Source organism: Micromonospora sp. NPDC049004, from assembly GCF_040649315.1.
Classification (GTDB): Bacteria; Actinomycetota; Actinomycetes; order Mycobacteriales; family Micromonosporaceae; genus Micromonospora.
This window is the reverse complement of the sequence record NZ_JBEZFG010000003.1, coordinates 619173-633995: the sequence shown is the minus strand read 5'-3', so window position 1 is coordinate 633995 and position 14823 is coordinate 619173. Positions and strand designations below refer to the sequence as shown.

5 protein-coding genes and 1 pseudogene are annotated in these 14823 nt (G+C 68.6%); all 6 read left to right on the top strand.

Annotation, left to right across the window (positions count from 1 at the left end):
* Window positions 1-3418: pseudogene (locus AB0B97_RS12070) on the top strand (hypothetical protein); the annotation flags it as partial.
* Window positions 3419-3446: 28 nt separating this feature from the next.
* Complete coding sequence (locus AB0B97_RS12065; RefSeq protein WP_272616656.1) at window positions 3447-3767, top strand: WXG100 family type VII secretion target; 321 nt, start codon at window positions 3447-3449, stop codon at window positions 3765-3767.
* Between the two features lie 24 nt (window positions 3768-3791).
* Window positions 3792-4103 (top strand): WXG100 family type VII secretion target, encoded by a 312-nt coding sequence (locus tag AB0B97_RS12060; protein ID WP_357493009.1) that lies wholly within the window; start codon window positions 3792-3794, stop codon window positions 4101-4103.
* A gap of 122 nt (window positions 4104-4225) precedes the next feature.
* Entirely contained in the window at window positions 4226-4540 is a 315-nt protein-coding gene (locus AB0B97_RS12055) for a YbaB/EbfC family nucleoid-associated protein (protein ID WP_357493007.1), read from the top strand.
* Between the two features lie 34 nt (window positions 4541-4574).
* Window positions 4575-6785: a hypothetical protein gene (locus tag AB0B97_RS12050; protein ID WP_357493005.1), complete on the top strand. Its 2211-nt coding sequence runs from the start codon at window positions 4575-4577 to the stop codon at window positions 6783-6785.
* 42 nt (window positions 6786-6827) lie between these two features.
* Window positions 6828-14789 (top strand): hypothetical protein, encoded by a 7962-nt coding sequence (locus tag AB0B97_RS12045; protein WP_357493003.1) that lies wholly within the window; start codon window positions 6828-6830, stop codon window positions 14787-14789.
* Window positions 14790-14823 lie beyond the last annotated feature (34 nt).

Genomic DNA, 14823 nt, shown 5'->3' with positions numbered 1-14823 from the left:
CGGCAGTACGTGGAGCTATGCGGACGGGACGGTTGTTCAGCGCAACGCCGCTGGTGACGTCACGTACGAGAAGACCGGCGATGGGGCGTCGTTCGACGCGTTCACGTCTGATGGCAAGCCGACGCATGGGACGTTGCCTGACGCCGGTGAGGTGTCGATCTCGTACGGCGGTGGTGGCGGCAGTACGTGGAGCTATGCGGACGGGACGGTTGTTCAGCGCAACGCCGCTGGTGACGTCACGTACGAGAAGACCGGCGATGGGGCGTCGTTCGATGCGTTCACCGCTGATGGCAAGCCGACGCATGGCACGTTGCCCGACGCGGGTCAGGTCTCAATCTCCTACGGCGGAGATGGCTCAAGCACCTGGAGCTACGCGGACGGGACGGTTGTTCAGCGCAACGCCGCTGGTGACGTCACCTACGAGCGGACGGGTGACGGTGCGTCGTTCGACGCGTTCACCGCTGATGGCAAGCCGACGCATGGCACGTTGCCCGACGCGGGTCAGGTGTCCATCTCGTACGGCGGTGACGGTTCGAGTACGTGGAGCTATGCGGACGGGACGGTTGTTCAGCGCAACGCCGCTGGTGACGTCACGTACGAGAAGACCGGCGATGGGGCGTCGTTTGATGCGTTCACGTCTGATGGCAAGCCGACGCATGGCACGTTGCCGGGTGGTGATGGTGCCGGCGCGCAGCAGGTCTCCATCTCGTACGGCGACGACGGTTCGAGTACGTGGAGCTACGCCGACGGGACGATTGTTCAGCGCAACGCCGCTGGTGACGTCACGTACGAGAAGACCGGCGACGGTGCGTCGTTCGATGCGTTCAGCGGCGATGGTAGGCCGACTCATGGCGTTGTTGGTGGGCAAGAGGTCACCATCGGTTACAACGCTGATGGGTCGAGTACCTGGACTTATGCCGATGGGACGGTCTCGGTTCAGGATGCTGACGGCGATCCGCTGCGCCAGACGTCTCCCGACGGTGCGTCGTTCGATGCGTTCAGCGGCGATGGTAGGCCGACTCATGGCGTTGTTGGTGGGCAAGAGGTCACCATCGGTTACAACGCTGATGGGTCGAGTACCTGGACTTATGCCGATGGGACGGTCTCGGTTCAGGATGCTGACGGCGATCCGCTGCGCCAGACGTCTCCCGACGGTGCGTCGTTCGATGCGTTCAGCGGCGATGGTAGGCCGACTCACGGCGTTGTTGGTGGGCAAGAGGTCACCATCGACTACAACGCTGATGGCACGAGCACCTGGAGCTATGCCGACGGCACTGTCTCCGTGCAGGACGCCAACGGCGATCCGGTTCGTCAGACGACGGCGGACGGCACGGTCTTCGACCGGTTCGATGACCAGGCCCGACCGATGCACGGTACGGTCGGCGGCCAGTCGGTCGACATCTCGTACGCGGCCGACGGCGCCAGCACCTGGATGTACGACGACGGCAGCACGATCCAGTGCGACCCCGACGGTGACGTCGTGCGGCAGACGACTGCCGACGGCGCGGTGTTCGACCGGTTCGACGCGGACGGGAGGCCGACGCAGGGCACGGTGGGCGGTCAGGCCGTCGACATTTCGTACAACGGTGACGGCTCCAGCATCTACAACTTCGCCGACGGGTCCACGCTGGAGCGCGACGCGAACGGTGAACTGATTCGGCAGCGCACGGCAGACGGCGCGGTGTTCGACAAGTTCACGTCCGACGGCAGGCCGACCCACGGCACCATGCCGGGCGCCGGTGGCGGTCCGCCTCAGGACGTCGACATCTCCTACAACGGCGACGGCTCCAGCATCTACCGATACGGCGACGGCAGCAGCGTCGATCGCAACGCCGCCGGCGACGTGGTGCGGATGACCACCCCCGAGGGGGCGGTCTTTGATCGGTTTACCGCGGATGGGAAGCCGACGCACGGCACGGTGGGTGGTCAGTCGGTCGAAGTCGCTTACAGCGGTGATGGCGGCAGCGTCTGGACGTACGGTGATGGCACCACGGTGACCCGTAACGCCGATGGCGATGTGGTGCGTCAGGTGACGGCTGATGGTGCGGTGTTCGATCGGTTTACCGCGGATGGGAAGCCGACGCACGGCACGGTGGGTGGTCAGGGCGTCGACATCGCCTACAGCGGCGACGGTGGCAGCGTCTGGACGTACGGTGATGGCACCACGGTGACCCGTAACGCCGATGGCGATGTGGTGCGTCAGGTGACGGCTGATGGTGCGGTGTTCGACCGGTTCACCGCGGATGGGAAGCCGACGCACGGCACGGTGGGTGGTCAGGGCGTCGACATCGCCTACAACGGCGACGGCAGCAGCGTCTGGACGTACGCGGGTGACGGCGCCAAGGTCTTTCGGAGCGCGGACGGAACCGTCGTCCGGCAGGAGCTGGCCGACGGCTCGGTCTACGACCAGTTCAACCCCGACGGCAAACCCACCCACGGCACCGTCGGCGGCCAGGCCGTCAGCATCAGCTACGCAAGCGACGGCACCGGCATCTGGACGTACGAGGGCGACGGCACCAGGGTCTACCGCGATCCCGACGGCAACGTCACGAAGCAGATTCTGGCCGACGGGACGACGTACGACAGTTTCGACGCCGACGGGCGGCCGGTTCACGGCACGGTCCCGGCCAGGGACGGCCAGCCGGCGCAAGAGGTGTCCGTCATCTATGCCCCGGACGGGTCGAGCACCTGGAAGTACGGCGACGGCACGGTTCTCAAGCGCAACGGCGCGGGTGACGTGACGTTGATGCAGTCCGGTGGTTGGACGTTCGCCGCCTTCGACTCCCAGGGCCGGCCGACCGCGGGCAAGGAGGACGACGGCGACAACACGGTGAAGATCGTCTACGCCCAGGACGGCAGCGCGGTGTGGACCTACAGCGACGGCACGATCGTCACCCGCGACGCCAACGGCGACGTGAAGACGATGCAGTCGAACGGCTGGACCTACGACGAGTTCGACGCCGGCGGTCGCCCGACGCACGGGTACGACGGCAAGGGCAACACCGTCGACATCACGTACAAGGCCGACGGGATCATCGAGTCGAAGTTCGGCGACGGCACAGTGGTCGGCACCGACAAGGACGGCAAGCCGATCTATCAGATCGTCAACGGGGAGCGGGCGGACTACGCCGTCGAGATCCCGAAGCTCGGTGCCGCGATCAAGACGATCGCGGGAGAGCGGGACATGATCGAGAGCAATCTCAGAACCATGAAGTTGTTCTTCGAGGAGATGATCGGCACCGTCTGGGTGAGCCCGTCCGGAGCCAAGTACCAGGAGCTCGTCAAGGACATGGGCAAGCTGACGACCGACACCAAGGGCTTGTTGGACGACGCGATCCTGGCGATGCAGAAGTCGTACGACAACTATGTCGGCGCCGAGGGAACGAACACCCAGAACCTGACGAACACCAAGTCCTGACAGACGAGAGCCGACGGAAGGAATGGCAATGGACCACATTCTCGTAACACCGGAGATGATTTCCGACGCGGCGGTGAGCTGCGACAGCACCGCTTCCGACATCGATGGCGAGCTGGCGGCGCTGCGCTCGTACGTCGTGAACCTCCAAGCGACCTGGCACGGCGTGGCGTCGGATCAGTTCAACATCCTGATGCACGACTTCGACGTGTTCGGCAAGATGCTGCACGACGCGCTCACCGACATCGCGTCCGGCCTGCGTGGCAACTTCACCAACTACGTCGACGCGGAGCAGGCCAACGTCGCCAGCCTGGTCGCGGTCAACGGCGACATCCCCGGCGCCCGCCTCTAAGAGACCCAGGATCAGGAGCGAACAATGGCAGACCCCACCACCAGCAACCTTCGCGTCCCCGCGGAGCTTGAGCTCGCCGGCCGGCAGCTCAACACCAAGGCGACGGAGATCGTCGGTCAGCTGGATGCTCTCATCAGCAAGCTGTCACCCCTGCAGGACACCTGGGAGGGCCCCGCGCAGTCGTACTACCAGGGCCTGCAGAACGAGTGGAACATCGCCGCGGACGGCCTCTTCGGCCCGACCGGCGTGCTGGGCCAGATCGCCGCGGCGATGAACGTGTCGTGGAACAACTACGCCGACAGCGAGTGGGCCAACGTGCGTACCTGGAAAAGCTGAGCCTGACGCGAGGCCGCCGCCGGGATCCGGCGGCGGCCTTCGCATGTCCCCCTTCGGGGACCTGGCAGCTGATCCCGCGTCTCGTGGGAGCGTGCCGTGAACCTTGCCGAAGGAGGAACGTGATGGCGTCGAACGAGCTGGATCTGATGCTTGAGCGGGCGCGGACAGTCTCGGAGCAGATGGCGAGCATGCGGGACCGCCTCACGGAAAGTGAGGTCGTCGGCACCTCCCATGACGGTGCGGTGGCCGTGACCATGACCGCCAGTGCCGAGTTCCGCAACGTTCGGCTCGCCCCGGACCTGCTGGAGCGCGGCGGCCACGAGGAGATCGAGGAACTCGTGCTGGAGGCCCTCAAGGACGCCGGTGCGCAGCTGCGCCAACTCACCGAGGAGCGAATGGGCCAACTGACCGAGGCGCTCTCGGTGCTCGGCCAGTAGCGGCGAAGCAAAGGGCAGCGGAGGGAAGACCGGCATGGGTGTGCTCGAGGACTGTCTCCAGTTCTTCAACGTGGCGGGTCCGGGCAAGGTGCTGCTACGGACCGGCTCGGCGGCGGCCCCGCTGGACGCGCGGCTGACCGACCTGATCGCAACGACGGTGACCTCCGGCGACGTCTCGGTCTTCCTGCCGATCGACCAGGCGTCGTCGGCCGGCGTACGCGAGCACCTGCGCGGCCTTGTGAACAAGGGCCTGGACGTGGTGGTGGCGTTGGTCGATCCTGGGACCGCGACACTGGTCACCGACCCCGAGACGTTGCTCAACGTGCAGAGTGACCTGGGTGTGGCGCTGCACGCGCCGCTGGACGCCGTCGCGCTGGGCCGGTTGCCGGAGGAGCGGATCTTCGCGTCCGGCCCGGACGGCCGGGAGGCCCCGGTCGGCGCGATCGCCGAGACCTACCGGCTCATGCCGGAGAGCACCACGGCTCAGCGGACCGCCCTGGAGAACCTGGAGACGTCGCTGGTCCCGGCGTCGATCGAGCGGTTGGGGGAGTGGCTGGCGAACAATCCGGCACCTGCCGGCTCCTGGCCGGGCGACCTCTCCACTGTCGCCGCCGCTCACTACGCCCTCTTCGGCACGCTGCCCAGCGGTGAGATCGACGGGTTGCTGGACTCGCCCCGCCCGGTCTCGCTCGGCATGCTCGAGGACCTGCTGCAGAGCCGGCTGACGCACCTGGGTGCGGACACGGTGTGGTCCGAGGTGGCCGAGGGACGCGCCGCCGCGGCGCTGATCAACGGCTGGGCCGACGGCGACGCGCACCCGCGCGCCTTCTGGCTCGTCCGCTCTCCGGCCGACGGCCAGATGTACTGGGCGGACCCGCTGGCGCACGGAACTCTCCTGCCCGCCCACCCGGACGGCTCTCTGAACGAGCACACCGCGATCCTGGAGCGACAGCGGTCCACGGCGCTGCTTGTCGACAATCTCGGCAACCCGTACCTGCCGGTGGTCGAGGCAGCGACCGAGACCGCACCGCTCGTCTCCATGCACGCCCGGCCGCAGGGGGCGTCACTGCTCGTCGGCGCCTGGCCGGAGGGCGCCCGCACGGCCATCCGCCGGCAGATCCTTGAGGTGGTCGGCGGCTACGACGGTCCGGTCGTCGCCGTGGACGTACGCCGCGGGCGGGCCCACGAGGGCCGTTCCACGCTGGACGCCGAGCTGAAGACGGCACTGAACGAGTCGCTGAAGCGTTCCGCGGGCCCTCCGGTCGTGGTGGCGACCGAGCACAACGACGAGTTGATGTGGTTGGTCCGCAACCAGTACGGCGGCGTGACCGTCGTGCCGGGTATCAACAAGCTCGGTGATCTCGAGGGCTGGACGGTGCACGGCGATGGCCTGCCGGAGCGCTACTCGGTGTTGTCCAGCGGTGCCCTCGACCACGCCGGTCAGCTTGCCTCCAGGACGCCCGTGGCGCAGGCGCCTCAGGTGCTGCGCGAATTTCTCGCGTCGCCGAGCTGGCCGGACGCCGAACGCTACTTCCGGGAGAACCGGGTCGAGCTGCTGATGCCCGAGTCGCTCGACGCCATGCGGGCGCTTGTCGACGCGTACCGGGCGCGGGCCACCGCCGTCGGCCCGGACGGTCTCCTGCTCAAGGACCATCCGTTCTTCGTGCCGGATCGAGCGCTGCCGGCGTTCGGCGTCGTACTGGAGGTGGCATCGCGCGCGTCCACCGATCTCCATGCCGCGCCGATCGCCCCGACGGATCCTTCGCTGCTTGCCGAGCGGGTGCCGCAAGCGACGCCCGCTGACGAGTCGCTGCTGTTCGGCTATCTCAGCAACCGGCAGGTGCTCGGGTCGCAGGGCCCCTTCCAGGACGGTCTGCTGTGGCTGCGTCAGCTCGTCCAGGCGATGCTCGACGAGGGCGTCACCCGGCTCGCCCCCGGCGCCGTCCTCGACGTGCTGGCCGGCAAGGGCGAGCTGGAGGGGGAGCGGGCCGCGCGTAAGCCTGGCGCACCCGAGCTGTACCGCGCGCACGCCACGGTCGCCGAGGCGCTCCTGCGCACCATCGACCCGGTTCGCTGGGGTGGCGGCGTCTCGCCGCACGACCTGGTCACCGCTATCGACTGCCTGACCGGCCAGGACCGGGTCGGCTGGCACTACATCATCAAGGAGGAGGTGCAGCCGCGTGTCCCGGCCTCCGCGCAGGAAAGCCTCAAGCACCTCCTTGAGGACATCGCCACCTGCTACTGACGCACGGATCCGGCACCACGACCTTTGGCAGGAGTACGCCTGATGGCTGGCAACATTCCGGCGATCTGTCTCGAGGGCTACACCCCCGTCCCCTCGGGCCTGCACCTCGGCATCGACCCCACCGCCGAGGTACCCACCCGGGTGCTCGAAACGCCGGAGCTGCCCGGCATCGTCCAGGTGCACCTCGGTGAGGGTTCCCTGGGCGCCACCCGCATCGGTGACGCCCTGGCCCGGGAGCACGTGGGGACTCTCGCCCGGATGGTGCAGACCCTCGCCCCGGATATGACGAGGTCTGTCACCCGTGCCGGGGTCGACGCCTGGACGGGGCTCGGGCTCCCCGTGCGGCTGCCCGGCCGTACGGACCTGCTCGATCCAGCCGATCAGTGCGTGCTGCCGGTCGACGCCGCCGGCCGGACGACGGATCCGCTCCTCGCGACGGGCGTGGTCGTGCTGCCGAAGCAGCACCTCGCGGACACCCTCACCACTGCGGTCCGCACCGGTGTCGGGCCGGTTCACCCCGCGATGTCCGGGCAACTGCGCTTCGACGGCGACGTCGCCTGGATCGGCCTACCTGCCGCGATGGTGAACCCCCGCCACGCCGACCTTACCGAGGTACGCCCCACCGGTGAGGCCGGCCGGGTCACCAGCCTCCCGGCCCTGCTCACCCACCTTGAGACGCTGCGGCCGGGGGAGCGCGCCGTCGTGGACGTGACATCCGCGGCCGGGGCGCCGCCGCAGGCCTACCACGTGATCGCGGCCGCGGACGGCCTGTCCGTGCTGCGGTTCTCCGACGGGGCCGCTACCGCCGAGCCGCTTCCCCGCACCTTCGACACGATGACGGTCACCATGCCGGGGCAGCTCGGCCGTTCGGCGGCGAGCCTCGCCACGCTTGTCGCGCAGCTGCCGCCGATCAAACTGGCCGACCTCGCCGCCTGCGTCACAGGCGTCCGCAACCTCGCCCGCGATCTGTACGGCAGTGTCCGCACCGGGCAGGCGGCCGACGACCTGGCGACGCTCCCCGGCACGCTTACCCGTTCCCCCGACCCGTCGCCCGACCCCTTCGCCGCGGTGACCGACAGGCAGTGGGGCGCGTTCGACTCGCTCTCGACCGTGTCGCAGGCACTGCGCGGCGCACCGGCGGGGAGCCGGGGAGCGACGGTGTTCGCCCTGGTGGGGCGTCCCGGCTCGATCGGCCACGCGGTGGCCTTCCGAGACACCGCCGACGGTCTGCAGGCTGTCGATTTTCGGGCTGGTGAGGTGGGCGCCGTCCGTCCCGCCGACGAGGTCGCCAGCGACCTCGTCGACGCGCGCATGCTGCTCGTGGACGGCAACGGACAGGTCACCGCCGTCGCGACCGCTGTGGAGTCGGGGTCGACGGTGCGGGCGCTGGTCGACCCCGGCCTCGTCGACCCCGGCGGCGTCCGTTACGCGGGCCGGCAGTCGACGAAACACGGCAGAAGCAGCGGCAGCGGTGGCCGGGAAGACAAGGGCGGCGGTGACCGTAACAAGCGGCGGCACGAGTCCGACAGCGACGGGCAGAAGGCCGCCACCAAGCGCCCGGCGACAGTCGACGCCAATGTCATGGCGCAGATCCGGGCCATTTTGACCCGCTTCTCCCTGGACTTCGGCAGGCTGCCGCAGCAAGGGCGCTCGACGGACCAGGTGAATTTCAGGTACCCCCGCTCCTACAAGAACTCGCCAGCCGACGCGGTTGGCCAGTCGCTGCGGCACCTGTCACTGGCGCTCCACGACGCCGGACAACAACTGCGCGACGCGAACAAAGCCACCATCGCGTCCAGCGACCGCGACTTCGAAATGCAGGCGATGATCATCAACGGCCGGCTGGTCATCGCCTCGAACAGCGACACGACGACGCGACTGCTGGACGAGCGGGCCAGAGACCTGCCCCAACACCCGATCCGCACCCTGATCCACGAACGTGGTCGGGCCCGTTACAAGGGACAGGAGCGCATCGAGGCGCAACGCCGTCTCAACGCCGCGGTCGACAAGCTCGACGGGTCCGCCGACGTGGCACATCCGCGCCCCGCGAATGCGGTCACCGACATCCTCTCCTCCGATGGGCCGACCGTGACTGTGGACGCGTCGGACCGCGAGGCGGTCCGACACGCGCTCACCTCGCCGGACCTCCAGAACGCGATCATCCTCCTGCGGCACAGCCCCGAGCCCAACATGCACGCTGAACAGAAGCTCATGATCGCTGTCGACCGATCCGGACTGACCAGCGAGACGATCTGGGGCGACTTCGCGATCCATGGGCGTATGCGGCCCTGTCTCGCCTGCCTGCTCGGCTTGGAGCACCTGAACGGCACGCACGGCGTGCAGCACAACACCAATCCGGGTGCGGCCTACGACGCGGCCTTCGAGAGCTTGCTGCGTCACCGGCCACAGGTCGCCACCGATCCATATCAGCCGCAGGCGCAGGGGCACTGGGTGCTGAGCCGGCTCGAGGAAATGCTCGCCGGGGACTTCCGCACCAACTACTCCGCCTGGTCCAACGAGCAGGCGCCGGAGGGGTCCGTCCAAGGCCCGGCACCGCAGTACGGCCTCCAGAGCGTGGGCGAGCGGCCACACGACCGCCGCAACTACGAGACCCCGTCGACAAGCGGTGACGAGCGCACGTTCGTGGATTTCGAGCCGACAGTGGCCGGTGACGTCCGCACCGTACGCCAGGATCTGCGCAACGACCCGGACGCGCTGCGGCTCAGGGAGCTGAGCGAGCAGTATGCGGCCACCCGCAAGCCGAACACCCAGCTACCGCGCGAATGGACCGAGATCGTCCAGCGGCTCAACACCCGTCTGGAGAACGCCCGGGCGATCAGCGAGTACACGCCCGGGATCAGTGAGGCCACCGTCCTCAAGCACGCCAAGCAGGCTGAGCGGCTGCTCCAGGCTCCCGGCGGTGACCTCACGCCCGCCATCGAGGGGGCACTCTGGCAGGAACTGCGGGACGTGATCCCGAGCGAATGGCGCAATGATCCGACGCGCCGTAAGCCCAGGAACGTCACGCCGGCGATGACGGAGATTCTGGCTCAGATGAAGGCCTGGGGCGTCAAGGCCGCCCAGGCCGGCAAGAGCGCCGAACTCGGCCTCTCGGGGACTTCGGCCACCCGGCTCTGGGGCCACCTTCCCGACGTCGAGCGGCGCACGCCGACGGCGCTGCGGGAGGACACCACTGCCGCCCCGGTGGCCCAGGAAGGGCTGCGCACCACCCTGGCCTACCGTCCTGCCCCGAGCGCGTCCGAGATCGCTGCCCAGGAGCAGTTCGAGCGGCAGCTCACCGACTTCTACGAGGTCGACGGCATCCGCTGGTACGAGTGGGAGGGCCAGTACTACCAGCACGTCGTCGGCACCACCGGCCAGACGGAGTCTCGATGGGCCACCAGCGCACAGGCTGCCCGGATCCGCCAGGTCCTCGATGGCCAACAGGCGGAGTCGTCAGCCATGGGGGCGGCCCGCTTCGGCAACGCTTCCGGCTCGGGCTCCGCTACCGGGAACGGCTCCGGTTACACCCGGTCCTTCCCTGCCGCATCCGTCAGCGCCGGTCGTGGGCCGGTGACCACCGCCTCTTCCGGCCTGCGCATGACGGCGCAGCCGGTCACCGCGTCGCCGTACCAGATGTCTGAGCCGTTGAGCGTGCGAGACACGACGGGGGTAGCCGATACCGGGTATGTCGCCGGTTCCGACACCAGCTCCGAGCACGGCGGTACCACCACGACCGGGCCTGTCGCCACTCAACAGGCCACCCAGGCCCCGGCGCCGCAGTATGTCCGGGGCCGCGACTACTACGTCGGCGACAACTGGGTCGCTCGCGGCCCGCAGGTGAACGCGTGGGAGCAGACGTACACCCGCCCCGACCGTCCCGGTCGGCGCTACCGGCCGATCCTGGGCAGGAGCAACTACTATCAGCTGCGCGAGAGCGGGAGCAATCGGTGGCAGCTCTTCAAGGTCGGCAAGAACGGCAACTACTTCGTCAAGCACCTCGCCGCCCCGGCCACCACCTTGGAGCCGCTGGTCGGCGAGCCCACCACGACACCGCTGGCGCAGGGCAACGGAGTGGTGTTCGGCGTGCCCGGGTCGGAACTCGTTCGGGATCTGTCGGAGGTGCGGCTGCCGGAGGGCGGTTTCGTCGTCCTCGGAGAGGGCTACCGCAACGATGCCGGCGACACCGTTCGTGGCGGCATCCGCAGCACTGGCACCGCCTACGCCACGTCCGGCACGATCAGCGCGCAGATCCCGGCGGGCACGGCCGCGGCCGACATCATCGCCTGCGAGATCGTCAGCACCGGGACGCTGCGGGAGCTGTTCCGCCAACGGCCCGAGATGACGGTCGTGGGCGCCGACACCGAGGTTTTCGTCGTGCAGGCGCCAGAGGGCTCCACCGCGCTGGCGAAGGTGTTCACGGCCGAGACCGTCTGGGTGGACGGACGGCCCCAGCTGGTGCAGACCGGCGCGAACCAGTTCCGGGCCTACCGACCGGGAATGTCGCCCGACGCGGAACCGGAGGCGCTCGGCCACTACCTGCCGGGCACCGGTGTGCCGACCAGGGAGGAGATGGCCCGTGCGGTGGAGGTATCGCGGGCCTTCCACAGGTTGCCCTCGGGCGTCGCGCTGCACCTCGGCCCGTCGGAGTCCCCGGTCGACCAGATCGTACGGACCTTGACGACCACCGGGTTGGAGGACCCGAAGCCGGGCTTGAAGCGAGCCCGCCCGCTGGTCGACGACAACATAGTCTTCAACCGCGACCTGCGCGCGCTGCTGGAGCGGCAGATCGACCACGGTGAGCATCTGGCCGGCTCCCTGAAGAACCTCGGCAAGCTGGGCTTCGTCAAGGCGACGCTGGGCGACCGCCTGCATGTGCGCAAACACCGCATCGAACTGCACCACGCGATCAGCGGTCTGCACGGGGCGCTCGCGAGCATCCCCGCTCCCCGTACCGGCGCCACCGTCAACCCGGTGCTGGACCGGCGGGCGGCCGAGGAACGGGTCGCGGACATCGCCAGAGCGATCGAGGGCTACGCGCACGTCGCGGAGGAGATCGCGAAGCACATGCGCGACCTCGTGACCGACGCCGCGGTGAAGGCCGCCGTGCGAGGCGAGGCCAGCAACACCAGGAAGGCCCTGCAACAGGTGATCGGCATGGTCGAGGGCTCGCTCGGGTGGACCGCAAGCGTCTTCGTGCCCACCGGACTGGCCGCGGTTCCGGCGGCGGTCGGCTTCGTCGGCAAGGGCGCCGGCATCATCGCCCTGCGGGAGTTCGAGAAGTATCAGGCGAACGAGTTCCAGAAGAAGAACAGCAGCACGAAAGCGCTCCTGCTGGCGGACATCCAGCCTGCCCTCATGGCGAAGTCCATCGCCGCCTCGTACCAGAGGGGCTTCGAGCTCTTCCTGGCGGCGGCGGGCTTCGCCGGCGCGTACGTCCCGGGCTGGCCGGTGATCTCCGCAGGTCTCACCAAGATCTTCCAGGGCTTCTTCGAGGAACGCACCAAGATGCTCGAGAAGCAGATCGCCGAGATGAAGGCGGCTCAGCACGGGGCGACGATCCCGGAAAAGGAGATCTACCGCCGGCTCGGCGATCGGCTCTGGACGGAGCTGCGTAACGAACTCAAGCAGAAGCTCAAGAACGTCGGCACCGTCCAGCAGATCGTCACCGCCGCCAAGGGCGAGCCGGAGTTGATGGGACTGATCAACATCGGCACCGACTTCGCCGTCCAGCTCGGCCTTGGCGTGGCGTTCGTCCTGTTCCCGCCGAAACCCGCAGTGAAGATCGACGGTGAGGACCTGCGCAACGTCATTCTGGACGTGATCGGCAACCGGAACCCGGCCGACAAGATCGTTCCGTCGACCTCCACCCCCCTGGTGCCGGACGAGGCCATACCCGCCTCGGTGCCGCAGACCGACGCGCGTGGACGGTCGATTCTCGCCTACAAGGCGTCGATGTCGAAGCCCGATGCGCCCTACGTGAAGATCAACGTCCACGGCACCAACCTCTGGGGCACTCTCACCGGCACGCGTTTCACGCCGCAGGAGCCGGACGCCGGCGCGTTCGTGCCCAGGCAGACCTGGCGCGACCGGGTGATCGGTAACGACCACTACATCGAAACGCTCCGCGACCCCGACACCGGAAGCGTCGGAGAGCGCACGCGGGTGGACGGCACGTGGCACAAACCGTGGGCGGACAAGCACCACTACCTGTTCGTGCATTCCGAGGACGGAACGTGGGAGTGGGCGCACGCCTTCTCGCCGACCGGTCGACTCGACAGCGACGAGTTCAGCCTCAGGGCCGAGTTCGACCGCAACCAGCAGTGGCTCAAGCCCTTCACGTTCGAGCCGCCCGCAGCGCTCGCCGTCGACTTCGGGGCACGCAAACTCGAGCCGACGCTGAACTCGGGGGCGCTGCGGCAATTCGTCGACAACGTCGCATGGAAGGCCGCGGATCTGTCGCGCACCTACGGGCCGCGCGTTCCCCTGAAGATCCACGTAGAGGGCGGTAGTAACGGCCACAACGCGCTGCGAGCCGGAATCGACAAGCTCAACGGCCTACCCGAGCAGGCCGTCGCCGCCGGTCTGACGCGTGCCGAGGCGGTGCGTGCGCCGCTCGTCACCATGTTGGGCGAAGCGCTCGCCCGCTTCCGCTACCTGCACCCGGGGCAGGCCGACCAGCTGCCCACCGCCGAGGATCTGGTCGCCTCGGCCTCGACCCGCGGCTCGCGGTTGGACGCCTCGCAGCTGCCCGACGGCCTGCTGAAGCCGGCCGTCGGTCTCGACGACGACGCCCTGCACCGGCAGACCCGGGTGTGGTTCGAAGAGCTCACTGTCGCCGCGCCCGGTTCGCCCGCGTCGGCACAGAGCAGCCTCGGCTCCTCGTTCCACGAGTCCGACCTGGACGCCAAGCCGAACTGGCTGGCAGACGCCCAGGAGAAGATGCCGCACCCGCAGAATGCCCCCGCGAACCTGGTCAGCGACACCGGCGCCCTGGTCGCCAAGGGCGCGCCGCCCCGGGATCTGCTCAAACTGGCCGAGAACAATCCGGGGCAGGTCTACTTCTGGCTCAGCACCCCGGCCCGCCAGGCCCCCACGTCGACGCAGATCACCGAACTCAATGAGGTGCTCGAACAGTTCGCGCAGGGCCGCACCCAGGTCACTGTCTTCACGAAGGGCGTGGTCAGCGACGAGCTGCTCGACGCGATAGCACCCTACGGCGGCGCACTTGCCAACTCGGCGCCGGCCGCGGCCGGTGGGCTCAGCGTCAGCCTGGACAATCCCTGGCACGTCCAGCCCGCGGATCGCACGGTGCCCCGTAGTCAGCGCCCCGACCAGCCCAGCCCCAAGCTCGACGACAAGCTTGCGGCAACCGCCGCGAAGCTGCACCGGGACCCGCGGATTCCGCGCGCCGACGAGGAGTTCGGCGAGTTCGTCTGGGGGGGCCTGTCCGTCCGCGAACAGTACGACCGTCTCCGGTCGGCACCCGCGACCTATCTCACCCAGGCCAACAAGGCGCTTGCCGAAGGGATGGCGCAGCGGGTCAAGACCAGCATGCGAGCCGGCATCGTGGACCCGCTGCTGACGTTCGGTCCCGAGACCGACGTGGTGCCGCGCTACCACGAGGCGACAATCGAGGAACGCCCGAAGGCGGTGATCTCGAGCGTCTACGAGCTGGCAGACGCGGGGGTCAAGGCCGACGTCCCCATCACCGAGAAGTTCCAGACGCTCGTCGAGGCCACCGGCCGCGGCGCTACCGACGTCAGCGCGCGTAACCAGTTCGACTTCACCTCGGCACTGCTCAAGGCCGTCGACCTGGCCCGTGCCGGGCGGTTCACCGACGTCGGGGCGTGGGTCGCCGAGAACAAGCCCCGCCTCGACGCCACGATGAAGCGCACCTGGGTCGACGCGCTGGGCGACGTCATCAAGGATCTGGGTACCGCCGGGAAGGCGGGCGAGGCGCAGCAGCTCGAACGTGTCCTCGGGGCGGTCTACGACTGTTGAGCGGCGGAGTCCGGGCCGTCACGCGGCGGCTCGG

Coding starts and splice junctions, on each gene's coding strand:
- AB0B97_RS12055 (WP_357493007.1), top strand. CDS start 4,226: ATGGCGTCGAACGAGCTGGATCTGATGCTTGAGCGGGCGCGGACAGTC.
- AB0B97_RS12050 (WP_357493005.1), top strand. CDS start 4,575: ATGGGTGTGCTCGAGGACTGTCTCCAGTTCTTCAACGTGGCGGGTCCG.
- AB0B97_RS12045 (WP_357493003.1), top strand. CDS start 6,828: ATGGCTGGCAACATTCCGGCGATCTGTCTCGAGGGCTACACCCCCGTC.
- AB0B97_RS12065 (WP_272616656.1), top strand. CDS start 3,447: ATGGACCACATTCTCGTAACACCGGAGATGATTTCCGACGCGGCGGTG.
- AB0B97_RS12060 (WP_357493009.1), top strand. CDS start 3,792: ATGGCAGACCCCACCACCAGCAACCTTCGCGTCCCCGCGGAGCTTGAG.